The following is a 25,051-nucleotide window of genomic DNA, read 5'->3' as shown; positions in this document are numbered from 1 at the left end:
GGAGGTGGCATGTCGACACAGGGAGACGACCCGGCGGAGTCCGCGCACGGTGACCCACACGACGAGTTGCCGACGGATCCGGACGCGCGTCGCATCACCGCGACGGCGGCCTCGCTCCGACCTCTGCACCGGCAACCGCTGGCGTTGCTGTTGGTGTTCGCCGGCGGTGTGGTCGGCACCCTGGCTCGTCACGCGATCGAGACGGCGGTTCCGCACCGCACGCCGGACTGGCCTGTCGCGACGTTCGCGATCAACGTCGTCGGGGCGTTCGTGCTCGGCTCGTTGCTGGAGGCGTTGGCCCGGCGGGGGCCTGACGCCGGTGTGCGGCAACGACTTCGGTTGCTCGCCGGCACGGGATTCTGTGGTGCCTTCACCACGTACAGCACACTCGCGCTCGAAGCCGTGATCTCGACGCGCGACGGTCACGCGGTGACGGCAGTGCTGTACGGCATCGTCAGCGTCGTGCTCGGTGCTCTCGCGGCGTGGGCGGGCATTGCGGTGGCGTCGCGTCGGAACAGGGGAACACAGTGATCGTCCTCGCTCTCGCGATCGCCGGGGCGCTCGGTGCCGTCTCCCGATTCACGCTCGACTCCGTCGTCAGGACGAAGCTGCACGGCGCTTTTCCGTGGGCGACGGTGGCCATCAACATCTCCGGATCGCTGCTGCTCGGATTCGTCGCCGGACTGGTCCTGTTCGACGGCGCATCGAGCGATCTGCAGACCGTCGTCGGCACCGGCTTCTGTGGCGGTTACACGACCTTCAGTACTGCCAGTGTCGAGACCGTGCGGCTGATGCAGCAGGGCAGACGTCTGTCGGCGCTGGCGAACGCGGTCGCGACGCTGGTCCTGTCGGTCGGCGCCTGTGCGGTCGGAGTGGCGATCGCAGCGTGACTCAGCTGCCTGCCGCGATGTCGAGAAAATCCCGTCGGGGCCCACGCAGTGGTTCCTGTCGGTTCCAGATCGCGCGGAGCTGACGCGGCATGCTGAGGCCGTCGACGACGACGCGGATCAGCCGACCGTCCCGAATTTCGGTGTCGACCGCGAGTGACGACAGAACGCCGGGCGCGTGCGCCGTTGCCACCGCCGACTTGATCGCGGTCACCGAATTCAGCTCGAGCAGCGGCTGCGCCGACGGGTGCACGGTGTTCTCGTACGTCGTGCGCGTTCCGGAACCAGGCTCGCGCTGAACCAACGGTGTCGCGGCCAATTCGTCGACGGTGACCGATCCGCGACGCGCCCACGGATGGCCGGCCCCGGTGACGACGACCAGTTCGTCGGCCGCCACCACGCGCACGCCGAGCCCGGACGGAACATCGGGGCCCTCGACGAATCCCAGATCCGCCCGCCCGTCGAGGACGTGCTGCGCCACCTCGGTCGAGTTCATCAGCCGCACCTGGGTGGTGACGTCGGGGTAGCGCGAGCGCATCATGACGACCCATCCCGGCACCAGATGCTCGGCGACCGTCATGCTCGCCGCCACTGTCAGGTGTGCCCGGTCTTCCTGCAGCAGGGACTGAACGCCCGTCGCGAACGTGTCGGCCGCGGTCAGGACGCTCTCGGCCCACTCCAACACGGCAACGCCTTCGGGAGTGAGTTCCACTCCGCTCGTCGTGCGATGGAAGACGCGCAACCCGATATCGCGTTCGGCTGCACGGATTCTCGCACTGACCGCCTGCTGACTCATGCCGTGTTCGCGCCCTGCGGCGCTCATGCTGCCCAGCCGAGCGACCGACACCATCACGTCGAGCGCCGTGAGATCCGGGACGCGTGGGGAGAGTGTCATGCGAGTACGGACTCGATCTGGGCCCGTGTGCCCGACGACGCTCCCGCGCCGCGTCGGGTCGCCGCGAATGCGCCTGCTGCACAAGCCCATCGGACCGCGGCCTCCGGACCCTTCGGCCATTCGGCCACCAGCGCACCGGTGAACGCGTCGCCTGCGCCGGTGGTGTCGATCGCGTCGACGACGGGTGCGGGGACGGCGAATTCGCCTGCAGGCCCGGAGTAACGCGCGCCGGATGCGCCGAGGGTCGTCACGACATGCGTGACGCGTCCCAGCAGGTCGGAGCCGAGCGCCGCGGCCTCGGCCTCGTTGACGACCAACACGTCGACCGCATCGAGAAGCTCGTCCGGCGCGGCGTGCACGGGAGAGGGATTCAGTACGACGAGAGTTCCGTTCCGTCGCGCGTGTTGTGCTGCCGCCGTGACCGTGGACAGCGGAATCTCGAACTGGCACAACAGAACATCGGATTCGGCAATGACGTCGAGTTCCTCGCCGGTCAGATCGGTGACGAGCGCGTTGGCTCCGGGAACGACGACGATCGAGTTCTCGCCCTTCGTGTCGACCGTGATGACGGCGATGCCGCTCGGCCCGTCGGTGCGGCGCAGCAGGGACGCGTCGACGGATGCATCGCGCAGCCGCGCGGCGAGGTCGGTCGCGAACGCGTCGTCGCCGACCGCTCCGAGGAATGTGGTCTCGGAGCCGGAGCGGGCCGCAGCGATCGCTTGATTCGCGCCCTTGCCGCCCTGCGCGGTCGCGAACGCGTCGCTGAGAACCGTCTCGCCCGGCGCGGGGAGGTGGTCGGTAACCGCGGTCAGGTCCATGTTGATGCTGCCCAGAACGGTCACTCGCGTCGCGTGCATGGGATGACACTATGCGGCCGGGGTGGGGGTGCGGGGGAGGGGTGAGACGGACCGAGGGCGTCCCGTGCTCACTCAAGGTGACCGAATGCGTCATTCGGTCCGGTGGGCGCCGAACGCCCGAACATCAGCGAGGGCGTCCCTCGCTCACTCCGAGTGACCGAACGTGACATTCGGTCCGGAAAGGCGGGTGGGGGCGCCAGAAAGTCAGTTGCAGATTGTTGACAATCGGCAATGTGGCGCCCACGATGGACCGCATGACAGCGTCGACCACTCACCTCAGTCCAGCCCTGAAGCAGGCGACCCCTGTCGTCGTGGACCACGCGATCGGGAGTTGGATCCACGGGACGGACGGGAACCGGTACCTCGACTTCACGACGGGGATCGGCGTCACCAGCACCGGGCATTGCCATCCGAGGGTCGTCGAGGCCGCGCGCGAGCAGGTCGGCAAGATCATCCACGCGCAGTACACGACCGTCATGCACAAGCCTCTCCTCGAGCTGACCGAGAAGCTCGGCGATGTCCTGCCGGCCGGTCTGGACAGCGTGTTCTACGCGAACTCCGGCTCGGAGGCAGTCGAGGCGTCGATTCGTCTGGCGCGCATGGCAACTGGGCGTCCGAACATCATCGCCTTCCACGGCGGATTCCACGGCCGGACGGTCGCGGCTGCGTCGCTCACCACCGCGGGCACGAAATTTCGGTCCGGCTTCTCGCCGATCATGGGCGGCGTCCACATCGCACCGTTCCCGTACGCGTTTCGTTACGGCTGGGACGTCGACACCGCCGTGGCCTTCGCGCTGAAGGAGCTCGACTACCTGCTCGCCACCGTCTCGAGTCCCGCCGACACCGCGGCGTTCATCATCGAACCGGTCCTCGGCGACGGCGGTTACATCCAGACCCCGCCCGCGTTCCTCGAAGGACTGCGCGAACGCGCGGACCGGCACGGCATCGTGTTCGTCGTCGACGAGGTGCAGGCAGGCGTCGGACGCACCGGCAAGTTCTGGGGTCACGAGCATTCGGCAGCGAAGCCCGACATCGTGATCACGGCCAAGGGGCTCGCGTCGGGCTTCCCGATCTCGGCGATCACGGCGTCCACCGGGCTGATGTCGAAGGCATGGCCGGGTTCGCAGGGCGGGACATACGGCGGCAACGCGGTCGCCGCGGCCGCGGCCATCGCAACGCTCGACGTCGTCCGCGACGAGGGTCTCGTCGAGAACGCGGCAAAGCAGGGCGCTGCGCTGCTCGACGGTCTCCGGGGTCTGAAAGAGCAGTACTCGGCGATCGGCGACGCACGTGGCGTCGGTCTGATGCTCGCGCTCGAATTCGTCGACGACGCAGGTGCACCCGACGCGGCCGCCGCGACCCGTGTGCAGCAGACCGCGATCTCCGAAGGCCTGTTGCTGCTCACGTGTGGAGGGATGGGCAATGTCGTCCGTGTGATTCCTGCGTTGGTGGTGACCGACGACGAGATCGCCGAGGGCGTCGACGCACTCGCCCGGACCTTGAAGCGCGCGCTGTGACCGAATCGGCGAGGATCGCCGCCCACTACGGAAAGGAGCGGCTCCGGTGACCGCGACAACTACCCGACCCCACATCGATACTCCGACAGGACTTTTCATCGCCGGTGCGTGGCGCGATACGGACGCGACGTTCGACGTCGTCGACCCTGCCACCGGTGAGGTGATCGCCGCCGTCGCCGATGGAACGATCGCCGACGCAGAAGCTGCGATGACAGCCGCCGCCGATGCGCAGGAGGCCTGGGCTGCGACGGCTCCTCGCGAACGCAGCAACATCCTGCGTCGGGCATTCGAGCTGATCGTCGAGCGCACGGAGCAACTGGCGGCCGTGATCACCGCCGAAATGGGCAAACCGCTGGCCGACGCCCGCGGAGAGGTCGCCTACGGCGCGGAGTTCTTCCGATGGTTTTCCGAGGAGGCGGTACGCATCTCGGGTGATCACACGTCGACCGGCGACGGCAAGAACCGCATCATCGTCACGCGTGCGCCCGTCGGGCCGTGCATTCTGGTGACGCCGTGGAACTTTCCGCTGGCCATGGGTACCCGCAAGATCGGGCCTGCGCTGGCTGCGGGATGCACCGTCGTGTTCAAGCCCGCCGAGCAGACTCCGCTGACTGCGCTGGCGCTCGCGGACATTCTGCGCGAGGCAGGCGTGCCCGCCGGTGTCGTCAACGTCGTTCCGACGACGAACGCGTCGGACGTCGTTGGCTCGTGGATGGCGAGCGGCCTCGCGCGCAAGATCAGCTTCACCGGCTCGACCGAGGTCGGCAAGATCTTGCTGGCGCAGGCTGCACCGACCGTCATGCGGGCGTCGATGGAGCTCGGTGGCAACGCACCGTTCATCGTGGCCGAGGGCGCCGACATCGATCGAGCGGTCGACGGGGCGATGGTCGCCAAGATGCGCAACATGGGGGAGGCGTGCACCGCCGCCAATCGATTCTTCGTCCACCGCAGCGTCGCAAGGGAATTCGCCGACAAGCTCGGCGCCCGCATGGGGTCGCTGACGGTCGGTGCCGGCGCTCGGGACGGTGTCGAGGTGGGCCCGCTGATCGACCAGGACGGACGCGCCAAGGTGCAACGCCTCGTCGACGACGCACTGTCCCGGGGGGCTCGTGCGGTGGTCGGCGGGATCCAGGACGACGGACCCGGCTACTTCTATCCGCCCACCGTGCTCGACGACGTCGACGCCTCTTCCGATCTCATGTCGACCGAGATCTTCGGTCCCGTCGCCGCGGTCGTACCGTTCGACACCGAGGACGAAGTGATCGCGCTCGCGAACGACACCGAGTGGGGACTGGTCGGGTACGTGTTCACGCAGGACATCGACCGCGCGCTGCGCATGGGGGAGCGGCTCGAGGTCGGCATGGTCGGACTCAACACAGGATTGGTGTCCAATCCGGCGGCGCCGTTCGGAGGCGTCAAGCAATCCGGGCTCGGTCGTGAGGGTGGCAAGGTTGGCATAGACGAGTTCTTGGAATACAAATACTTTGCGATCCCGAGGTCTTGACAGGAGGCATGACGATGACCGGTTCGAGGCGGTTGACGCCGATCGATGCGCGGAACACCTCGATGGTGATCGCGGATCAGATCCGCGATCGCATCATCGACGGCTCCTACGCACCGGGGGAGCAGATCAACGAGGCGAATGTCGCTGCAGAACTACAGATTTCACGTGGACCGGTCCGGGAGGCGTTGCAGCGTCTCAATCAGGAAGGTCTGCTCGTCAGCTACCGGAACCGCGGTGTCTTCGTCGTCGAACTCAGTGTCGACGACGTCGCCGAGATCTACGGGGCGCGCGCCGCGATCGAGGTGGGCGCCGCGTGGACGCTCGTGAACGGCGATCTCGCGGTCCTGAAGTCCACCGCAGTGGAATTGTCGGACATCGTCGGTCAGATGCAGCCGTTCATCGATCGTGCCGACTGGCTCGGGCTCGCCGAGCGTGACCTGGCCTTCCACACCGCGTTGGTGGCGGCGACGTCGAACAGCAGGATGTCTCGGATGTACGCGACGCTCGCGGCCGAAGCGCGAATCTGCATGGCCAATCTGGAAACCGCGTACTACCGACCGGAAGCACTCGTCGAGGAACACCAATTACTCGTCGACCTGCTGCTCGGCTCGGATTGGGCGGCGCTCGAAGCGGGCCTGCACGAGCACATGGACACGGCCGTCCACGATCTGACGACGGCGATGGCGGCGGAGTCGGCCCCCGCCGAGCACGTTCCACTCCCGGCCTCGTCCTGAGCGGTCCGGGCCGCCGTCGGCTGTCCGCAACGCAGAAGTAACACGACATCCCTTGCAGTGGGTAGGTTTCAGCACCTAGCCTGATTGTCAACAATCTGCAAAACGCGTACAGGCTGGTCGCTGCCGTCCGCGACATCTCGAAAGGGGGTACCAGTGAACGAGAACGAACATCCCGTCGTCGCGCTCACCAGCGCAGTCGGACCGGAGCATGCACCGGGTCTCGCCGAATACGTGGATCTGCCGAACAGCACGCCGATCACCTTCACCGAGGACGAGTACTCCCGTCGTCTGGCCGCGGTGCGGGAACGCATGACCCGGCAGAATCTGACGGCCCTCATCGTGACCGACCCGTCCAACCTCTACTACCTGTTGGGCTACAACGCTTTGTCGTTCTACACCCCGCAGATGCTGTACGTCCCACTCGAAGGAGAGCTGTACTTCTTCGCGCGGGCGATGGACGCGGCAGGCGCATTCCGGACGTCGTGGTTGCCGCAGGATCAGACGTTCGGCTACCCCGAAACGTTCGTGCAGCGCAAAGATACGCACCCGTTCGTGTGGGTCGGCCAGAAATTGCGGGAACTCGGTGTGGTGAACAACTTCTCGCACGGCCAGGTCGGTCTGGAGATGGATTCCTACTACTTCAGCCCGCGCGCCTTCGAGGTTCTCGTCAAGGCACTGCCCGAGTATCGATTCACCGATTCCTACGAGTTGGTCAACTGGGTGCGCGTCGTGAAGTCACCCGCCGAGATCGATCTGATGCGGGGCGCCGCGCGTGTGTGCGAATCGGCGATGGAGGCGGCGTTCGAATCGGTCGAGATCGGACGGCGGCAGTGCGACGCGGCCGCCGCCATCATGAGCGCGCAGGTGAAGGGCACCGACGCCTTCGGCGGTGACCACCCGGCAATCGTGCCCATGCTTCCCACCGGTGCGGGCGCGGACACACCTCACCTGACGTGGTCCGATCAAGCTTTCATCGCCGGTGAGACCACCGTCGTCGAGTTGGCCGGTGTGTTCCGTCGGTACCACGTCCCGATGGCCCGCACGATCGTCCTCGGCACTCCGAGCACGCGGCTCGACTATCTGGCGAAGTCGACCGGCGAGGCCTTGAACGCCGTTCTCGACGCCGTTCGTCCCGGTGCCACGACCAGCGATCTGGCGCAGACCTGGAACATCGCTCTCGCCGAGCACGGCTTGCACAAGCCGTCGCGCATCGGGTACTCGATCGGCATCGCCTACGCACCCGACTGGGGCGAGCGCACGGTGAGCATCCGCACCGACGACGACACGGTTCTCGCCGAGAACATGACCTTCCACATCATCGGGGGAATGTGGATGGACGACTACGGATACGAGGTATCCGAGGCCGTCCGAGTAACCGACAGCGGAGTCGAGACGTTCACGTCCTTCCCGCGGCACCTGCTGACGAAGGAGTGAAATGATTGCGACCACACTGCCCTGGGCGATGCGCACCGACAAGCTCGTGGGTTCGGTGATCGACTCCTCGACATCGCTCCTCGCGTCGCAGAAGCATGACATCGTTCGATTCGCCATGGGATCACCTGCCGCCGAAACGGTTCCGGCGCAGGCGTTCTCGGAGATCGCGTCGTCGGTCCTGACGGCCGATGCGATGGATTACGCTGCGACCGAGGGTGATCCGGCGTTGCTCGACGCGCTGCTCGGCTATCTGGATTCGGTGGGGGAGCCGACGTCGGCGGACCGACTCGTCATCACCTCCGGTGGTATGCAGGGTCTCGACCTCGCGTGCAAGTTGTTCGTGGATCCGGGAGATCTGGTGATCGTCGAAAGTCCGACGTACACGAACGGAACGGCGACGATTCTGAGCTACGGAGGCGACGTTCTCGAAGCGCCGATGGATTCCGACGGTCTCGTCGTCGAGGCCCTCCCGGAGCTGGTCGAGCGCGCGGGCAGACGCCCCAAGATGATCTACGTCATCCCGAACTTCCAGAACCCCTCGGGTACAACGATGTCGCTCGCGCGTCGGACCATGTTGCTCGAGCTCGCGCACGCATGGGGTTCGGTGATCCTCGACGACGACCCGTACGGGCTTCTCCGATTCGAGGGCGAGCACATTCCGAGCTTCCCGTCGCTGAGCCCGAACGATCCGCTCGTGTTCTCGGTACGCACGTTCTCCAAGATGATCGCTCCGGGCCTACGCGTCGGATGGGTGGACGCCGCCCCCGAGGCTCGGCAGCTGATCATCAACGCGAAGCAGGCGATGGACACGTGCACCAACCTGCCGAACCAACGGATGATCGCCGAATTCATTCGACGCGGGTACCTCGACGCTCATCTTCGGTCGCTCGCGGCGGTCTACCGCCCACGGAAGATCGCCATGCAGCAGAGCATCGCGACGTACTTCGGCGACAGCCTCGTGACCACCGACCCCGAGGGTGGATTCTTCCTGTGGGCCACGTTGCGCGGCGAGGCCGCGTCGATCTCGACGCAGGAGTTGTTCGAAGTCGCACTGGCCGAGGGTGTTGCCTACATTCCCGGACCTGCACTCTCGGTCGCGGGCGCGTTCCACGACTCGCTGCGGCTGTGCTTCGCGTCGTCGACTCCGGATCGGATCGACGAGGGTGTGAAACGCCTTGCGGTGGCGGTCGACAAGGTCGTCGACGCACGATCGGGTAGCTCCCGTCGATGACGGACGCCCTCGAGCGTCGAATTCTCGAACGTATCGACGACGACGCGATCGTGTCCCTGGCGTCGGCGCTGATCGATGCCGGTGGTGAGAACCCCGGCAGCACGGAGGGCTCCGTCGCGGCAGTACTCGACGAGCATTGTCGCGCTCTCGGATTCGACGTCGAGATCGACGATGTCGCGCCCGGTCGTCCCAATGTCGTTGTGTCGGTGGGCGGTTCCGACGAGCCGGGGGTGCTGTTCGTCGGCCACTCCGACGTCGTTCCGGCGGGGAGCGGATGGACGTCCGACCCGTTCCGCGCAACGGTGCGAGACGGCCGACTGTTCGGCCGTGGAGCGTGCGACATGAAAGGTGGTCTCGCAGCGGTCGTCATGGCCATGGCTGCGTTGAAAGAGGCAGGCGCGGTGGGTGCTTCACCGGTGTCGCTCGCGTGTCTCGTCGACGAAGAGGACACCGGACTCGGCATTCGCGCGTACGTGCGTGCGCCGCATCGGAGGACGTATGCGTCGTGCATCGTCGCCGAGCCGACGGATCTGGTGACCATCGTCGGATGCCGGGGCGCTGCGAATCTCGAGATCACGGTGACCGGTCGGTCCGCACACGCGGGGCGGCCCAGCAACGGTCGCAATGCGATCTCCTCAGCCGCGCGCATCGTCGGGCTCCTCGACACCATGGCCGAGGAACTGAGGGCATCCGCGCACCCCACCCTGGGGCCGGGCACGTGGAACGTCGGAACGATCGCGGGCGGCACGGGTACCTCGATGGTCGCGGATCGCTGCGTCATCACCGCCGACCGCCGGCTTCTTCCCGGCGAGGATGCGCACGACATCGCAGCACACCTGGCGAACCGTGTCCGCGCAGCGGGCATCACAGGCGATGGAATCGACGTGTCGGTCGATGTCGCGATGGAGATGCCCGGTTTCCTGACCTCGAACGATGCCGCTGTCGTCGGCACGGTCGTCGGCGCCGTCACCGATGCGGCAGGATTCCGCGGAACCGACGTGTGGACGGCGTCGTGCGACGGAGGTTTCGTCGCGCGCGATCTGGGTACACCGACCGTCGTGTTCGGCCCAGGAGAAATAGAAACGCAGGCTCACCAGCCCGACGAATCGGTGTCGGTTCGGCAATTGTGCGACAGCGCAAGGGCGTACGCATTGATGGCGTCCAGAACCATTGTGCGACCAGCAGTTATGACAAAAACCTAGGGGTAGTGCGAAAAGTCGAATTTTTGCTTCCGTAGTGTGAAACGCTGCGAAGTACCTGCCCGACGCTCCACGTTGTTCACAAAGCGAGAGGTAATGGACCGTGACACGATCTTCCAGTAGTGGGTCTAGCAGTAGCGAGTCCGACAGTTCGACCACCGGTTATCCGCCGGACACCAAAGAGTTGAACCCGGAGGAGAAGAAAGTTCTGCATCGAGCCATCGGTGGCTCTGCACTCGGTAACGCCGTCGAATGGTTCGACTACGCGGTCTACGGCTACCTGGCCGTCTACGTCGCCGCGAACTTCTTCCCGTCGGAGGACGGCGGGGCCAGCCTGTTGTCCACGTTCGCGGTTCTCGCGGCGTCGTTCATCATTCGCCCGATCGGCGGAATCGTTCTCGGACCACTCGGTGACCGTATCGGTCGCCAGAAGGTGCTGGTCCTGACCGTCACGATGATGTCGGTCGCGACCGCAGCGATCGGCATTCTGCCGACCTTCGACACCGTCGGCATCCTCGCGCCGATCCTGCTCCTCGTCTGCCGGCTCGTGCAGGGGTTCTCCACCGGTGGCGAATACGGTGGCGCCGCCGTGTTCATGGCGGAATACGCCCCGGACAAGCGTCGCGGATTCTTCGGTTCGTTCCTCGAATTCGGCACTCTCGCAGGCACTGTCGCAGGCGCCACTCTGTGCACGTTGCTCAACCTCGGTCTCGGCGACGACACGATGGAGGCATGGGGTTGGAGAATTCCGTTCCTCGTGACGTTGCCCCTCGGCATCATCGCGCTGTGGCTCCGCACGCGACTCGAAGATTCGCCGGTGTTCTCCGAGGCGAAGGCCGACGGCGAGACCGTCTCCGAGGGCTCGGAGGGTGGCGGCGCGATCGCGTCGCTCAAGACCACGATGACGTACTGGCAGCGCATTCTCATCCTGATGGGATTCGTTCTGCTGCTGAACATCGCCTACTACACGGTGCTCACGTTCCTGCCGTCGTACCTCAGTGACACGTTGGGGCACAGCACGACTCAGTCCAACTTCACGCTGGTCGTGATCATGCTCGTCATGATGGCCATCATCAACCCGATCGGATCGCTGTCCGACCGCGTCGGCCGAAAGCCTCTGCTCCTGGCGGCGTGCGTCGGCTACTTCGTGTTCAGCGTGCCGCTGTTCCTGCTCATCATCAACACCGGACTGGTCGGTCAGACGATCGGTCTGCTGGGTCTCGGCATCCTGCTGGTCATCATGTGTTCGTGCGTGTCGTCGACGCTGCCCGCGCTGTTCCCGACGCAGGTTCGGTACGGCGCGTTCGCGATCGGCTACAACGTCTCGACGTCGTTGTTCGGCGGTACCGCACCTCTGATCCTGACGTTCCTGATCGACCGGACCGGCTCCAACCTGGTGCCCGGTTTCTACATGATGCTGGCTGCCGCAATCGCTTTCGTTCCGATTCTGCTGATGCCGGAAACTGCAGGACGTTCGTTGCGCGGCACCCAGTGTCCAGGTGACAACGACGACGAGGTCGCGGCGTCGGGCGTCGAGCTGGTGGGGTACAAGGGTTGACGGTCGATCGGCCGATCGTCGTCGTCCTCCACGCCGATCACCTCCCCGAGGGGCTGGACGCGGTATCCGCTGTGGCCGAGGTGCGTTACGCCACGGCGGATACCCTCGGGGACGCCATGCCCGGCGCGGACGTCCTGCTGCTGTGGGATTTCTTCTCGTCGGCGGTCCCCGATGTGTGGGATCGTTGCGATTCGCTGAGATGGATTCACATCGCCGCGGCGGGCGTCGACTCGCTGATGTTCGACGCTCTCGCGGAATCCGATGTCGTCGTGACCAATTCGCGAGGAGTTTTCGACCGTCCCATCGCCGAATTCGTACTCGGCCAGATCCTGGCGTTCGCCAAGGATTCCGCGGTGTCCGCGCAGCTGCAGCAGCGACGCGAATGGCGGCATCGAGAAACGGAACTGATCGACACCACACACGCGATGGTGGTGGGTACCGGCGCCATCGGCCGTGAAATCGCCCGCATCCTGACGGCGGTGGGCATGAAGGTCAGTGGCGTCGGACGCACCTCTCGCGACGGGGACCCCGATTTCGGTGTCGTGCATGCCAGTTCGACGCTGGCAAAGGTGGTGCACGACGTCGACTATCTGATTCTCATCGCCCCGCTGACCGACGCGACGCGGCGGGTCGTCGATGCAGACGTGCTCGCCGCGGCCAAACCGGGTGTTCGCGTCGTGAACGTCGGGCGCGGTGAATTACTCGACAGCGCAGCGCTTCTCGACGCGCTACGCAGTGGTCACGTCGGCGGGGCGGCGCTCGACGTGTTCGACACCGAACCGTTGCCGGAGGACAGCCCTCTGTGGTCTGCCGAGAACGTCGTCGTCACACCGCACATGAGCGGCGACGCCGTGGGCTGGCGCCGCCGCCTGGCGGATCTGTTCGTCGCGAATTTCGAGCGGTATGCGTCGTCGACCGATCTCGAGAACGTGGTCGACAAGAAGCTCGGTTTCGTCTCGAGCTGACCCCACATCAGAAAGCGCGCTCGTACTGCGGAGCCACGGCGGGCGCGATGTCCGCACCGAGTTCGCGCGCCGCGCGGCGGGGCCAGTACGGGTCGCGCAGCAGTTCACGGGCGAGAAGGACGGCCTCCGCCTCACCGGAGGACACGATGTCCTCGGCCTGCTTCGGTTCGGTGATGAGGCCGACGGCCGCGGCAGGGATTTTCGTCTCGTTCTGCACTCGCTTCGCGAACGGAACCTGGTAGCCGGGTTCGACCGGGATCTTCGCGCGCACGTTGCCGCCGGTGGACACATCGATCAAGTCGACGCCGTGGTCGGCCAGCAACTGAACGAGCGCGACGGTCTGATCCGACGTCCAACTCGGCGCCTCGAGACCCTCGGTGTCCTCGTCGAGCCAATCGGTTGCGGAGACACGGACGAACAGTGGCAGTTCGGCAGGCCAGACCTCACGCACCGCGTCGACGATCTCGACGAGCAACCGGGTACGGCCGGCGAAGTCGCCGCCGTACTCGTCGGTGCGAGTGTTGCTGGCGGGGGACAGGAACTGGTGCACCAGATACCCGTGCGCGGCATGGATTTCCGCGACCTTGAAGCCGGCGCGCAACGACCGTTCCGCCGCGGCGACGAAGTCGCGCACGATCCGCGAGATGTCCTCGGTCGTCGCGGCGCGCGGCGTCGAGTAGTCACCGAACGCGACAGCGCTGGGTCCGATGGTCTCCCATCCGAGTTCCTCGTCGGCAGGAATGGACTTGCCGCCGAGCCACGGAGCGGTCGTCGACGCTTTCCGTCCTGCGTGTGCGAGCTGGATCCCCGGAACCGAGCCGTGCTCCTCGATCTTCGCGACGATCTCGGCGAACGCCTCGGTCTGCGTGTCGTTCCAGATTCCGAGGTCCGCTGGACTGATTCGCCCGTCCGGGCTCACCGCAGAGGCCTCCGTCAGAATGAGACCCGCTCCGCCGAGCGCACGACTGATCAGATGGGTCCGATGCCAGTCGTTCGGCGCTCCGACGCGGTCACCTGCGGTATCGGCGGAGTACTGGCACATCGGTGCCATCCACACGCGATTCGGGAACGTCACGCCGCGCAGGGTCAGGGGTTCGAACAGGGCACTCAAGAAACTCTCCTTCGTCGAAATACACTCGCCGTTTCGGTAACCCACCCGAGCGGAGGTGCATTCCCTCGATCACGCTGCAACCCGCCGGGCCGTTCTGGTTACTGTGTAGTGCATGACTGCACCATCCTTTGCGGAGTCTCAGGCCACCGGCGGTACGGACGAGCGTGAGCAGGTGCACGTTGCAGCTCGGCGTGCACGGGTGGCGTCGCGGGCACTGGCCCTGCTGACCACCGCAGAGAAGGATGCGGCGCTGCATGCGGCAGCCGACGCAGTGCTGGCCGCCGCGCCGCAGGTCATCGCAGCGAACACCGAGGATGTCGACGCTGCTCGCGCCGCGGGGACCGACGAGGGACTGCTCGACCGACTTCGCCTGACCGAGGCGCGAATCGACGGCATTGCCGCAGGACTACGTCAGGTGGCCGGGCTGCCCGACCCCGTCGGCGAGGTCGTACGCGGATCGACGCTTCCCAACGGCCTGGACATTCGCCAACTGCGGGTTCCGCTCGGCGTCGTCGGCATGGTCTACGAGGCTCGTCCCAACGTCACCGTCGACGCGTTCGGGCTCGCGTTCAAGTCCGGCAACGCCGCGCTGCTGCGCGGCTCGTCGTCGGCTGCACGGTCCAACGCTGCCCTGGTCGACGCGATCCAGGGTTCGCTCGCTGCGCGCGGCCTACCCGTGGACGCCGTACAGCTGCTTTCCAGCGCGAGCCGCGCGTCCGTGACCCACCTCATCCAGGCTCGTGGTCTCGTCGATGTCGTCATTCCTCGCGGAGGCGCAGGGTTGATCTCGGCGGTCGTGCGCGACGCCACGGTTCCGACCATCGAGACGGGCGTCGGTAACTGCCACGTCTACGTGCACGCGGCAGCAGACCTCGAGATGGCCGAGAGGATCGTGCTGAACGCCAAGACCCGACGCGTCAGCGTGTGCAACGCCGCCGAGACCATCTTGGTCGACGCGGCCGTCGCGGAGACCGCCGTGCCACAGTTGCTGCAGGCGCTGCAGGCGCACAGCGTCGTCGTACACGGCGACCTGCCCGGTCTGGTTCCGGCGACGGACACGGACTGGTCGGAGGAGTATCTGTCGCTCGACGTCGCGCTGAAGGTCGTCGACGGCATCGACGCGGCGATCGCACACATCGACACGTTCGGCACCGGCCACACCGAGGCCATCGTCACCTCGGATCTGAAGGCCGCCAAGGAGTTCACCACCCGAGTCGACGCGGCCGCCGTCATGGTCAACGCGTCGACGGCGTTCACCGACGGTGAGCAGTTCGGGTTCGGCGCCGAGATCGGCATCTCGACGCAGAAGTTGCACGCACGCGGGCCGATGGGTCTTCCCGAGCTGACCTCCACCAAGTGGATCGTCTGGGGCGAAGGCCACACCCGACAAGCATGAGCTGACAGCAAAGGACACCAGACGTGGATCGAGCGCTTCCGACTTCCCCTCCCTTGTTCGGCAGTGTCGACGACGTAGTCGCACGACTCGCCGAGACCGGATATCTGGCGAACAAGGCCACGGCGACGTCCGTGTTCCTGGCCGACCGGCTCGGCAAGCCGCTTCTCATCGAGGGTCCTGCCGGTGTCGGCAAGACCGAGTTGGCCAGGGCGGTGGCACAGACGTCGGGCGCCGAGCTCGTTCGACTGCAGTGCTACGAGGGCGTCGACGAGGCGAGAGCGCTCTACGAGTGGAACCACGCGAAACAGATTCTGCGTATCCAGTCGGGATCCGGCGGCGCGCAGGATTGGGACGAGACCAAGCTCGACGTGTTCTCCGAGGAGTTCCTGCTCGCGCGGCCGCTTCTGCAGGCCATTCGTCGTGAGGATCCGACGGTCCTGCTGATCGACGAGACCGACAAAGCGGACGTCGAGATCGAGGGCCTGCTGCTCGAGATACTCAGCGATTTCGCCGTCACCATCCCCGAGCTCGGAACCATCACGGCGACGCGCACCCCGTTCGTCGTGCTCACCTCGAACGCGACGCGCGAGCTGTCGGAGGCGCTGAAGCGGCGGTGCCTCTTCCTGCACCTCGATTTCCCGGACGCCGATCTCGAGCGACGCATTCTGGCCAGCCGGGTGCCCGAGCTTCCGGAAGCCGTAGCCGAACAGATGGTCCGTACGGTCCGTGTGCTGCGCGCGATGCAGCTCAAGAAGCTGCCGTCGGTTGCCGAGACCATCGACTGGGGACGCACGCTGCTCGCCCTCGGGCTGGACACCCTCGACGACGACGCGGTGCGTACGACGCTCGGCGTGGTGCTCAAGCACCAGTCGGACCAGGACAAGGCTGCAGCCGAGCTTCGGCTGAACTGACATGCACTCCTCGCACGGGTTTCCCGGTCATCTCGTCGACTTCGTCGAGGCGTTGCGCAGGCGTGGTGTGGCCGTCGGGCCGTCGGAGACCGTCGACGCGGGCAAGGTCGTGTCGGTCCTCGACCTGATGGACCGGGAGGCGCTGCGCGAGGGGCTCGCGTGCTCGCTGCTGCGTCGCCCGACGCATCGGGCCACGTTCGACGCGCTGTTCGACCTGTGGTTCCCCGCCGCGTCGGGGCATCGGGAGTCGGGAAACATCGACACGTCGCTGCCGCGCACACCGGACGGGCAGGTCGATTTCCCCGCACTGCGCGACCTGATCGCCGAGCTGCTGATCGACGGCAGCCCGGACGCCGTCGAACTCACCGAACTGCTCGCGGCTCAGATGGTGGAAGAACTCGGTCAGTACAAGTCCACGAACGGTCCGTCGTTCTCGGCGTATCAAGCGCTACGCGACGTCGCACCCGACACGCTGCTCAGCAGGATTCTCGAAGGACTGCTCGGTCAGGCGGACGACGGGTCCACCCGGTCGGCAGGCGGTTACCAGGACGAGGTGGCCAAGCGGACCGCAGCGCAGCGACTCGCAGATCTGCGCAGAATGGTCGACCAGGAAACACGCCGCCGCGCCGCCGAACAGTTGGGACGCGAACGCGTCGCGAGTTACGGAGTTCCCAAGCTGGCCGAGGAAGTCGACTTCCTTCGCGCGTCGGACACCGAGATGGTTGCGCTTCGCCGCAGTGTCGCTCCGCTCGCGCGCCTTCTGGCCAGCAGGCTGGCCGTGCGACGCAGTCGAAGCAGGGCAGGCGCGATCGATCTACGACGCACGCTGCGCAAGTCCATGTCGACGGGCGGCGTCCCGATCGACCTCGTGCAACGCAAGCCGCGCCGGGCGCGTCCCGAGCTCGTCGTGTTGTGCGACGTGTCGGGATCCGTCGCTGGTTTCAGCCACTTCACGCTGCTGCTGGTCCATGCGCTGCGCGAACAGTTCTCACGGGTACGAATCTTCGCGTTCATCGATTCGACCGACGAGGTGACGCAGTTCTTCGACTCCGGCTCGGACCTCGGCGCCGCGATGACGCGCATCGTCCGGGAAGCGAATCTGATCACGTACGACGGCCACTCCGACTACGGGAATGCGTTCCGAACGTTCGACGATCGGTACGCGTCGGCGGTGACGTCGCGCTCCTCGGTTCTGGTGCTGGGAGACGGCCGGACCAACTACCGCGACCCGGGTACCGACGCGCTCGCGCGCACGGTGTCCGTCGCCAAGCACGCCTACTGGCTCAACCCGGAACCGAAGGGGCAATGGGGGAGCGGTGACTCCGCGGCGAACGTGTACGGCGAGGTGATCGGCATGTACGAATGTCGTTCGGCGGTCCAGCTCTCGGACTTCGTCGCACGTCTGCTGCCGGTGTGACGACACTCGCCAGATAAGCTCGACAATCGTGCACCGACCACCCCAGACCAGCGACTCGTCTGCACACCGTCCTGCGGTCCGCAGACTCGGTGTGATGGGCGGGACGTTCGACCCCATTCACCACGGTCACCTCGTCGCTGCCAGCGAGGTCGCGAACAGCTTCGGACTGGACGAGGTCATCTTCGTCCCGACCGGAACACCGTGGCAGAAGGAAGGCAAGGCGGTCAGCCCCGCCGAGGACCGGTATCTCATGACGGTCATCGCGACCGCATCCAATCCACGTTTCTCGGTGAGCCGGGTCGACGTCGACCGCGAGAAGTTGACGTACACCGTCGACACACTGCGCGACCTTCGAGCCCAGCACCCGACCGCCGAGCTGTACTTCATCACGGGAGCGGACGCGCTCGAGAGTATTCTGACCTGGCAGAACTGGGAGGAACTGTTCGAGCTGGCCAAGTTCGTCGGTGTGTCGAGGCCGGGGTTCGAGCTCGGAGTCGAGCACCTCGCGGACCACCTGCAGGCGCTTCCGGACGATGCGTTGACGCTCATCGAGATCCCGGCGCTGGCCATTTCGTCGACGGATTGCCGGTTGCGGGCGGCAGAGAATCGGCCGGTCTGGTACCTCGTGCCCGACGGCGTGGTGCAGTACATCTCGAAGAGAAATCTCTATCGACCCAGAGGCGAGCAACGCCTCGACGGTTCCGTCACAATGTCGGAGCCGGTGCCGCAGAAGATCAAGCAGGCCGATTCCGTGACCGAGGAGTCGAGCCCGAACCAGTGGGAGAGAAGCTAAGTGACTGCAACTGACGAGGCCGTGAACGTCGCACGAATCGCGGCGCTCGCGGCCGACGACAAACTGGCGACCGACGTCGTCGTTCTCGACGTCTCGGAGCAGTTGGTCATCACGGACTGCTTCGTCATCGCCTCCGCCCCCAACGAGCGCCAGGTCAGCTCGATCGTCGAGAACATCGAGGACAAACTGCGCGAGGCGGGATACAAGCCGGTCCGCAAGGAAGGCACTCGTGAGGGCCGGTGGGCGTTGCTCGACTTCGTCGACGTCGTGATCCACGTCCAGCACAACGACGAGCGCAACTTCTATGCTCTCGAGCGTCTGTGGAAGGACTGCCCGACCGTCGAGGTTCCCGGCATCGGCGAACGCCGGGACGCCGACTCGGAATCGGAGCAGTGAGTATCGCCGCGAAGCGGCAGTTGATCCTGCTGCGCCACGGTCAGACGGAATACAACGCGAACGATCGTATGCAGGGCCAGCTCGACACCGATCTGACCGAACTCGGTCGCACGCAGGCGAAGGACGCGGCCGCCGTGCTGGCGGCGCGCTCGCCGCTCCGCATCGTCTCGTCGGACCTGAAGCGCGCATTCGATACCGCGTCGGCTCTCGGCGACGCGGCGGGCCTTGCCGTCACCTCGGACGAACGTCTGCGTGAGACGCACCTGGGCGAATGGCAGGGGTTGACGCATCACGACGTCGACGCCGTGGCACCGGGTGCGCGGCTCCGGTGGCGCGCCGACGCGCAGATGGCTCCGCCCGGTGGGGAGAACCGTGTCGACGTCACTCGCCGTAGTGTGCCGGTGGTACAGGAACTGGTCGCGGCGCTGCCGGAATGGGGTGCGTCCGGCGCCGATCATCCGGTCGTCCTCGTTGCGCACGGCGGCCTGATCGCTGCACTGACCGCAGCGTTGCTCGATCTTCCCGTCGACCGGTGGCCTGTCTTCGGCGGGCTGTCGAACACCAGTTGGGTGCAGCTCAGCAGCCACGGCGACGTCGCCGACCTGGGATGGCGTCTGGACGTGTGGAACGCGTCGGCGCGGGTGGCCAGTGACGTCCTCTGACGACTACTCGGCACCACCGGTGGACGAGGGGACGCCGCCGGTACTGCTGGTGTTGGCGGACTCGCTCAGTTACTACGGCCCCAAGGGCGGCCTGCCGGTCGACGACCCGAGGATCTGGCCCAATCTGGTGGCGTCGGAGCTGGGGTGGACGGTCGAACTGGTCGCCCGGATCGGCTGGACCAGCCGAGACGTGTGGTGGGCACTGACACAGGACCCCCGCGTGTGGGCAGCCATCCCGAAAGCGGGCGCGGTCGTGTTCGGCGTCGGCGGGATGGATTCGCTACCGTCGCCGTTGCCGACGGCGTTGCGCGAGCAGATTCGCTACGTCAGGCCGCCGGCTCTCCGTCGTATCGTTCGGAACGGATATCAGTGGGCGCAGCCCCGGCTGTCGCCGCTCGGATGGCCCGTCGCATTGCCACCCAAGCTCAGCGTCGAATATCTCGAGAAGTCCCGTGCCGCTCTGGCGTACGTCCGACCCGACCTGCCCGTCGTCGGCACGTTGCCGTCGGTGCATCGCAGCGACGCGTACGGCAACGTGCACACCGGGCGGCCCGCAGCCGAGCGGGCACTGCGGCGCTGGAGCTCGGACACCGGCGTGCCGCTCGTCGATCTCGCCGAGGCCGTCCGCGCGAACATCATGTCCAACAACGCGAATCCCGACGGCATCCACTGGGGCTGGGACGCACACGTCGCTGTCGCCGACGCGATGCTCGCGGAACTGCGTCCCCGCGTCAGCGCGGACGGGCAGCAGGCATGAGCGTCGTCGTCGTCACCGATTCCTCGGCGTGCATCGACGACGCCGTCGCCCGGCGAGAAGGCATGGCAATCGCGCCGCTGCACGTGTTCGTGGGAGGCGCCGATCTTCGTGAGGGGATCGACCCCATTCCCGACGACTTCGCCGCCGACGGCCCCGTGACGACGGCCGGCGCGTCGCCCGACGAACTGCGACGGATCTACGGTGACGCGCTCGACCGCAGTGGCGGCGACGGCGTCGTCGCCGTGCACATCTCGCGCGGACTCTCCAGCACGTGGGAGGCGGCCCGGCGGGCTGCCGCCGAACTGGGAGACGGCATACGCGTCGTCGACTCCGGGGCGGCGGGAATGGGCGTCGGGTACGCCGCGCTGGCGGCGTCGTCGACGGCTGCGGCAGGCGGGAACCTCGACGCCGTCTACGACGCAGCGGTGTCGGTGTCGGTGCGCGTGCGCTCGTTCATCGTCGTGGACAAACTCGACCATCTGCGCCGCGGTGGCCGGATCGGCGCAGCCGCAGCGTTGCTCGGGACGGCGCTCGCGATGAAACCCGTCCTCCATCTGAGCGAGGGGCGGCTCGTCCTCGCGGAGAAGGCGCGCACGTCGACGAAGGCGCTCGGAAAACTCGTGAACGCGGTCGCGTCGGTCGCAGGCGAGCACGGCGTCGCGCTGACGGTGCATCACATGCAGTGCCCGGAACGCGCCGAGACGCTCGCATCGCAACTGGCAGAACGTGTTTCGCAGGTCGACCGCGTCGACGTCACACCGTTCGGAGCGGTGCTCGGTGCGCACGTCGGGCCGGGAGCGGTCGGCGTCGCGGTCTGCCCCGACGCCTGATCGTCCACAGCCGTCCGGTCTGTCCACAGGGCAATTTCTCACCAGCGCAGAGGAGCCAGGCCGGAATCGTCGCCGGGTTAGCGTCGGCCCATGGCAAGTCTCGAGAACCGTACGGTGTCGCGCGCCGGATCCGCACCGCCACGATCGACGGGCGAACACGACGACGATCGCACCGGACAACCGAACTGGTTGCTCGCCGACGATCGTCGCGACACAGCCCTGTCGGCGTATCTACCCGAACGGTGGCGCGGCGCGCGCGTGGACCCGGGACGCAAGGGAATGTTCGCGTTGGCGGGGGTGGGCCTGGTCGTCGTCCTCGTGGCGGCGTACGGCTGGCTTCGTGACGCGCCCGCCGTAGCCCCGGTTCCGGCTCTCCCTGTCGTGCAGCCTGTTTCGGAGGGCGCTTCGGCGTCCGGTAGTGCTGCGTCCGACGGTGCTGCGTCCGGGGTTCCCGAACCGCCGGTCGATCTCGTCGTCAGTGTCGTCGGGCTCGTCGTCAACGCCGGACTGGTTCATCTCCCGGTCGGATCCCGCGTCGCCGATGCCCTGGCCGCGGCGGGTGGAGCCCGCGACGGCGGCGACGTCGTCGCGCTCAATCTCGCGGCGAAAGTCGCCGACGGCGATCAGATCGTGGTCGGCGCGCTGCCGCCCGAGGGGCGTCCGATCGTCAGCGGAACGACGAGTCAGGCTGATACGCAGGGAAATTCGACAGCGGCAGCCGGCCCTGACGGCGGCGGTCCGGTGAATCTGAACGACGCGTCGGTGGCCGAGCTCGACGCGCTGCCGGGCGTCGGTCCTGTCACGGCCGCCAACATCGTCGCGTGGCGGGAGGTGAACGGTCGCTTCACTTCCGTCGACCAACTGTCGGAGGTCGACGGCATCGGCCCGGTCCGACTGGAGAAGCTGCGCGCTCAGGTCTCGGTGTGAACGAACCGGCCATCCGGCCGTTCGATGTTCGGTTGGTACCTGCCGCAGCCGCGGCGTGGACCGCGACCGTCGTCGGGGTGCTGTTCGGATCGGCCGTCGCCGTGGTTGTCGCCGTCGTATGCATGAGTGTTGCTGCGCTGCTGTGTGTTTCGACCAGAGGTGTGGGGTGGGGCGTCGGGCTGATCGCGTTCGCGGTAGCGGGCGCCTGCTACTCGGGCGCGGCGGCACTGCACTCGTCGGCGGTCGAGTCGAGCCCCGTCACGTCGGCAGCGGCGGACAAGGCGTGGGTCAGCGCGGCGGTCGTGGTTCGTGAGGATCCCCGTCGGTTGCGCTACCCCGGTCCCGCAACGGTGTCGGTGCGAGCGGAACTCGAGCAGATCGACATCGGAGGCGTTCCCGTTCGTCACGGCGGTCGAATTCTCGTCGTCGCGCCCGCCGACGGGTGGGAGCACGTGGTGCCAGGCCAATCGGTGACGCTGCGTGGTCGGCTCGCACTGCCGGACCGCGCCGATCTGACGCTCGCGGTCGTTCGAACGCAGGGACCGCCGCTGCTGGTGGGCGATCCAGGTCCGATCGGCGTCGCAGCGGATTCGATACGGCGTGATCTGACGTCGGCCGCCGGGGCAGCGCTGCCCGACGATCAGGCCGGGCTGCTGCCCGGTCTCGTCGTCGGAGACGTCTCGGCACTGCCCGACGACGTCGAAAGCGATTTCAAGGCAGCAGGTCTGACACATCTGAACGCCGTCTCGGGAGCCAACTTTTCGATCGTCCTGGGTGCCGTGCTGTTGTTGACGCGGGGGATCGGAATCGGTCCACGCCCGACGGTGGTGGTGTGTGCCGTCGTGTTGCTGGGTTTCGTCGTGGTCGCGCGTCCGTCGCCGAGCGTGTTGCGCGCGGCCGTGATGGGCGGAATAGGACTGCTCGCGCTCGTGACGGGGCGCCGTCGTCAGGCGGTCCCCGCGTTGTGCACCGCAGTGCTGGTGTTGCTCGCGTGGTGGCCGGAACTGGCAGTCGACTTCGGATTCGCGTTGTCGGTGCTCGCGACCGCCGGTCTCGTCGTGCTCGCGCCGGTCTGGGTGGACTGGCTGCGTCGTCACGGGTGGGGGAGGGCCGGTGCCGAGATCGTCGCGGTGGCGGCGGCGGCTCACGCCGTCACGGCCCCGGTGGTGGCGGCGATGGCGGGCACGTTCTCGGTGGTCGGTGTACTGGCCAACATCGTGGTCGCGCCGGTCGTCGCGCCGATCACCGTCGTCGGTGCGACCGCGGCAACGATCGCACCGGTCTCGATCGGACTCGCCGCACTCGTCCTCGAACTGGCGTCCGCGCCGCTGTGGTGGTTGATTGCCGTCGCGCACTGGGCCGCGTCGGCTCCCGGGGGTGCGATCGTCGTTCCGGACGGCATCGCCGGTGCAGGGCTCGTTCTCGGCGGCACGCTTGTCGTCCTCGTGGCATTGCGATTCCGGCCCATCCGATGGGTGTGCGGAGTGCTCTGTGCGGCGGCGACACTCGCGTGGGTGGCAACGGCACTCTTGTGACGTCGGCGCATTCGGAGAGCGTCGGACCGGCATGGCACGATCTGTGCTGTGACTGCGACAGCCTCGGTTTCTCCTCTGCACCTCGTACTCGGCGACGAGGAATTGCTCATGGATCGGGCGGTCGCGTCGATCGTCGCCGATGTGCGCGCCGGGGCACCCGAGGGTGACGAGGTGCCGGTCACCAAGCTGCGTGCAGGCGATGCCACCGCCCCCGAACTCGCCGAGCTGCTCAGCCCGTCTCTGTTCGCGGAGGACCGCGTCGTCGTGCTGGAGGCGGCAGCCGAGGCGGGCAAGGACGCCGTCGCCCTCGTGCTCGACGCGGCCGCGGATCCGCCTGCCGGGGCCGTCCTCGTCGTCATGCATTCCGGCGGTGGCCGCGCGAAGGCGATGGCCGGTGCGCTGCAGAAGGCCGGTGCCGTCACGCACGACTGCTCCAAGCTGAAGCCCGGCGACCGCCCCGACTTCGTCAAACGAGAATTCACCGCTGCGGGTGTCAGGGTCAGCGGCGACGTCGTCGAGGCCGTCGTCGAATCCGTCGGTTCCGAACTGCGTGAACTAGCGGCGGCGTGCTCGCAGCTGGTCGCCGACACCGCGGGCAAGGTCGACGTGGCCGCGGTACGCCGCTACTACTCGGGCAAAGCCGAAGTCTCCGGTTTCGACGTCGCCGAGAAGGCCGTCGCAGGGGATGGTGCAGGCGCGCTGGAGGCCCTGCGGTGGGCGATGCACCGGGGTGTGCCCCACGTCCTGCTTGCCGACGCGCTCGCCGACGCGGTGCGGACCATCGCGCTGGTCGGGTCGGCGGGTCGCGGGGACCCGTTCCGTATGGCGAGTGAACTCGGCATGCCGCCGTGGAAGATCAAGAAGGCGCAGGCCCAGGCGCGCAGCTGGAACGGGCAGTCGATCGGGGAGGCGTTGCAGATCGTCGCGCAGTTGAACGCCGACGTCAAAGGCCAAGCAGCCGACGCGGATTACGCCGTCGAGCACGCGGTGGCCGTCGTGGCCGGCCTCGGTAGTTGACCGGCCGAAGCGGAGCGAACAGCAAAGAACCCGCTCGGTGATCCGAGCGGGTTCTTGCGAGGTTCTCTACGAGAAGGTCTGAATCAGAGCTTGTTGACAGCCAGAGCCAGAGCCGACTTCTTGTTGGCTGCCTGGTTCTTGTGGATGACGCCCTTGCTGGCTGCCTTGTCCAGCTGACGACCTGCGGTGACGGCGATGGCGGACGCCGTTGCCTTGTCGCCTGCAGCCTCAGCGGTGCGGAAGGAGCGAATGATCGTCCGCAGCGAGGACTTCACCGACTGGTTGCGCAGGCGGTTGCGCTCGTTGGTGAGAATGCGCTTCTTCTGGGACTTGATGTTGGCCACGCGTAAAATCCTTCTGTCTTCGTCGGTATTCCGGTCAGGGCGATCCATGCTGGAATGCCCGAAGTCTGCTGCGGAGCCATTGCAGCCCAGCGCCGAAGATCGAGAATACCAGCTGGGCGTCGCAGAACCCAATCCGTCGACGCGGCGTCGCGCCGGGCCGTGCGGGACGGGCCG

25 protein-coding genes are annotated in these 25,051 nt (G+C 66.8%); 21 read left to right on the top strand and 4 right to left on the bottom strand.

The annotated features are described in order from the left end of the window. Nucleotides 1-9: 9 nt before the first annotated feature. Both A3K89_RS07295 and crcB read left to right on the top strand, forming a co-directional pair. Nucleotides 10-531 (top strand): fluoride efflux transporter FluC, encoded by a 522-nt coding sequence (locus A3K89_RS07295; RefSeq protein WP_084423643.1) that lies wholly within the window; start codon nt 10-12, stop codon nt 529-531. Beyond that, nucleotides 528-890, top strand: a complete 363-nt coding sequence (crcB, locus tag A3K89_RS07290) for a fluoride efflux transporter CrcB (RefSeq protein WP_068423735.1) — start codon at nt 528-530, stop codon at nt 888-890. The genes A3K89_RS07295 and crcB overlap by 4 nt, the downstream gene beginning before the upstream one ends. A 1-nt stretch (nt 891) precedes the next feature. Here the strand turns inward: crcB and A3K89_RS07285 are convergent, their stop codons facing one another. Together A3K89_RS07285 and A3K89_RS07280 are read right to left on the bottom strand one after the other, a co-directional pair. After that, the gene (locus A3K89_RS07285) at nt 892-1,782 is read right to left on the bottom strand and encodes a LysR family transcriptional regulator (protein WP_068423734.1); all 891 of its coding nucleotides are present in this window, start codon (nt 1,780-1,782) and stop codon (nt 892-894) included. Next, a complete protein-coding gene (locus tag A3K89_RS07280) occupies nt 1,779-2,639 on the bottom strand; it encodes a ribokinase (protein WP_068423732.1) in 861 nt (286 codons plus the stop codon). Before A3K89_RS07280 ends, A3K89_RS07285 begins: the two co-directional genes overlap by 4 nt. Nucleotides 2,640-2,893: 254 nt before the next feature. On the opposite strand from A3K89_RS07280, the gene A3K89_RS07275 reads away from it, so the two are divergent. The 8 genes from A3K89_RS07275 (at nt 2,894) to A3K89_RS07240 (ending at nt 12,781) form a co-directional block, all read left to right on the top strand. Further along, nucleotides 2,894-4,156, top strand: a complete 1,263-nt coding sequence (locus A3K89_RS07275) for an aspartate aminotransferase family protein (RefSeq protein WP_068423844.1) — start codon at nt 2,894-2,896, stop codon at nt 4,154-4,156. 46 nt (nt 4,157-4,202) lie between these two features. After that, nucleotides 4,203-5,660 carry an NAD-dependent succinate-semialdehyde dehydrogenase gene (locus A3K89_RS07270; protein WP_068423728.1) on the top strand — a complete coding sequence of 486 codons (1,458 nt, stop codon included), beginning with the start codon at nt 4,203-4,205 and terminating at the stop codon, nt 5,658-5,660. Nucleotides 5,661-5,674: 14 nt separating this feature from the next. Continuing rightward, entirely contained in the window at nt 5,675-6,394 is a 720-nt protein-coding gene (locus tag A3K89_RS07265; protein ID WP_240931443.1) for a GntR family transcriptional regulator, read from the top strand. 237 nt (nt 6,395-6,631) lie between these two features. After that, on the top strand, nt 6,632-7,828 hold the full coding sequence (locus A3K89_RS07260; RefSeq protein WP_261768619.1) for a M24 family metallopeptidase: 1,197 nt from the start codon (nt 6,632-6,634) through the stop codon (nt 7,826-7,828). A 1-nt stretch (nt 7,829) separates the two neighbouring features. Then, the gene (locus tag A3K89_RS07255; protein ID WP_068423726.1) at nt 7,830-9,059 is read left to right on the top strand and encodes an aminotransferase-like domain-containing protein; all 1,230 of its coding nucleotides are present in this window, start codon (nt 7,830-7,832) and stop codon (nt 9,057-9,059) included. Beyond that, nucleotides 9,056-10,261: a M20 family metallopeptidase gene (locus A3K89_RS07250; protein WP_068423724.1), complete on the top strand. Its 1,206-nt coding sequence runs from the start codon at nt 9,056-9,058 to the stop codon at nt 10,259-10,261. Before A3K89_RS07255 ends, A3K89_RS07250 begins: the two co-directional genes overlap by 4 nt. Before the next feature lie 181 nt (nt 10,262-10,442). Then, a complete protein-coding gene (locus A3K89_RS07245) occupies nt 10,443-11,816 on the top strand; it encodes an MFS transporter (RefSeq protein WP_068423722.1) in 1,374 nt (457 codons plus the stop codon). Beyond that, complete coding sequence (locus A3K89_RS07240; protein WP_068423720.1) at nt 11,813-12,781, top strand: D-2-hydroxyacid dehydrogenase; 969 nt, start codon at nt 11,813-11,815, stop codon at nt 12,779-12,781. The genes A3K89_RS07245 and A3K89_RS07240 overlap by 4 nt, the downstream gene beginning before the upstream one ends. A 7-nt stretch (nt 12,782-12,788) precedes the next feature. Here the strand turns inward: A3K89_RS07240 and A3K89_RS07235 are convergent, their stop codons facing one another. Continuing rightward, complete coding sequence (locus A3K89_RS07235; RefSeq protein ID WP_068423838.1) at nt 12,789-13,892, bottom strand: NADH:flavin oxidoreductase/NADH oxidase; 1,104 nt, start codon at nt 13,890-13,892, stop codon at nt 12,789-12,791. Between the two features lie 112 nt (nt 13,893-14,004). Between A3K89_RS07235 and A3K89_RS07230 the strand changes: the two genes are divergently transcribed. The 11 genes from A3K89_RS07230 (at nt 14,005) to holA (ending at nt 24,533) form a co-directional block, all read left to right on the top strand. After that, nucleotides 14,005-15,288 (top strand): glutamate-5-semialdehyde dehydrogenase, encoded by a 1,284-nt coding sequence (locus A3K89_RS07230; protein ID WP_068423719.1) that lies wholly within the window; start codon nt 14,005-14,007, stop codon nt 15,286-15,288. Nucleotides 15,289-15,311: 23 nt separating this feature from the next. After that, nucleotides 15,312-16,199, top strand: coding sequence for an AAA family ATPase (locus A3K89_RS07225; RefSeq protein WP_068423716.1), 888 nt, complete (start codon nt 15,312-15,314; stop codon nt 16,197-16,199). A 1-nt stretch (nt 16,200) separates the two neighbouring features. Continuing rightward, nucleotides 16,201-17,616: a vWA domain-containing protein gene (locus A3K89_RS07220; RefSeq protein WP_068423714.1), complete on the top strand. Its 1,416-nt coding sequence runs from the start codon at nt 16,201-16,203 to the stop codon at nt 17,614-17,616. A gap of 28 nt (nt 17,617-17,644) precedes the next feature. Then, nucleotides 17,645-18,409: a nicotinate-nucleotide adenylyltransferase gene (nadD, locus tag A3K89_RS07215; protein ID WP_302050729.1), complete on the top strand. Its 765-nt coding sequence runs from the start codon at nt 17,645-17,647 to the stop codon at nt 18,407-18,409. After that, the gene (gene rsfS, locus A3K89_RS07210; protein ID WP_068423710.1) at nt 18,410-18,805 is read left to right on the top strand and encodes a ribosome silencing factor; all 396 of its coding nucleotides are present in this window, start codon (nt 18,410-18,412) and stop codon (nt 18,803-18,805) included. Beyond that, nucleotides 18,802-19,467, top strand: a complete 666-nt coding sequence (locus tag A3K89_RS07205; RefSeq protein ID WP_068423709.1) for a histidine phosphatase family protein — start codon at nt 18,802-18,804, stop codon at nt 19,465-19,467. The genes rsfS and A3K89_RS07205 overlap by 4 nt, the downstream gene beginning before the upstream one ends. Continuing rightward, entirely contained in the window at nt 19,454-20,224 is a 771-nt protein-coding gene (octT, locus tag A3K89_RS07200; protein ID WP_068423707.1) for a diglucosylglycerate octanoyltransferase, read from the top strand. The genes A3K89_RS07205 and octT overlap by 14 nt, the downstream gene beginning before the upstream one ends. Beyond that, nucleotides 20,221-21,054, top strand: coding sequence for a DegV family protein (locus tag A3K89_RS07195; protein ID WP_068423705.1), 834 nt, complete (start codon nt 20,221-20,223; stop codon nt 21,052-21,054). Before octT ends, A3K89_RS07195 begins: the two co-directional genes overlap by 4 nt. 90 nt (nt 21,055-21,144) lie before the next feature. Next, the gene (locus tag A3K89_RS07190) at nt 21,145-21,981 is read left to right on the top strand and encodes a ComEA family DNA-binding protein (protein WP_068423703.1); all 837 of its coding nucleotides are present in this window, start codon (nt 21,145-21,147) and stop codon (nt 21,979-21,981) included. Beyond that, nucleotides 21,978-23,516, top strand: a complete 1,539-nt coding sequence (locus A3K89_RS07185; RefSeq protein ID WP_068423701.1) for a ComEC/Rec2 family competence protein — start codon at nt 21,978-21,980, stop codon at nt 23,514-23,516. Before A3K89_RS07190 ends, A3K89_RS07185 begins: the two co-directional genes overlap by 4 nt. A gap of 48 nt (nt 23,517-23,564) precedes the next feature. Continuing rightward, the gene (gene holA / locus A3K89_RS07180; protein ID WP_084423640.1) at nt 23,565-24,533 is read left to right on the top strand and encodes a DNA polymerase III subunit delta; all 969 of its coding nucleotides are present in this window, start codon (nt 23,565-23,567) and stop codon (nt 24,531-24,533) included. Nucleotides 24,534-24,616: 83 nt separating this feature from the next. Here the strand turns inward: holA and rpsT are convergent, their stop codons facing one another. Then, nucleotides 24,617-24,877, bottom strand: coding sequence for a 30S ribosomal protein S20 (gene rpsT, locus A3K89_RS07175; protein ID WP_068423699.1), 261 nt, complete (start codon nt 24,875-24,877; stop codon nt 24,617-24,619). Between the last annotated feature and the right edge of the window lie 174 nt (nt 24,878-25,051).

The sequence above is a fragment of the Rhodococcoides kyotonense genome, from assembly GCF_001645385.1.
In the GTDB taxonomy this organism is placed as follows: domain Bacteria; phylum Actinomycetota; class Actinomycetes; order Mycobacteriales; family Mycobacteriaceae; genus Rhodococcoides; species Rhodococcoides kyotonensis_B.
The sequence above is the reverse complement of the archived record's forward strand: the minus strand, read 5'-3'. Positions and strand labels throughout refer to the sequence as shown.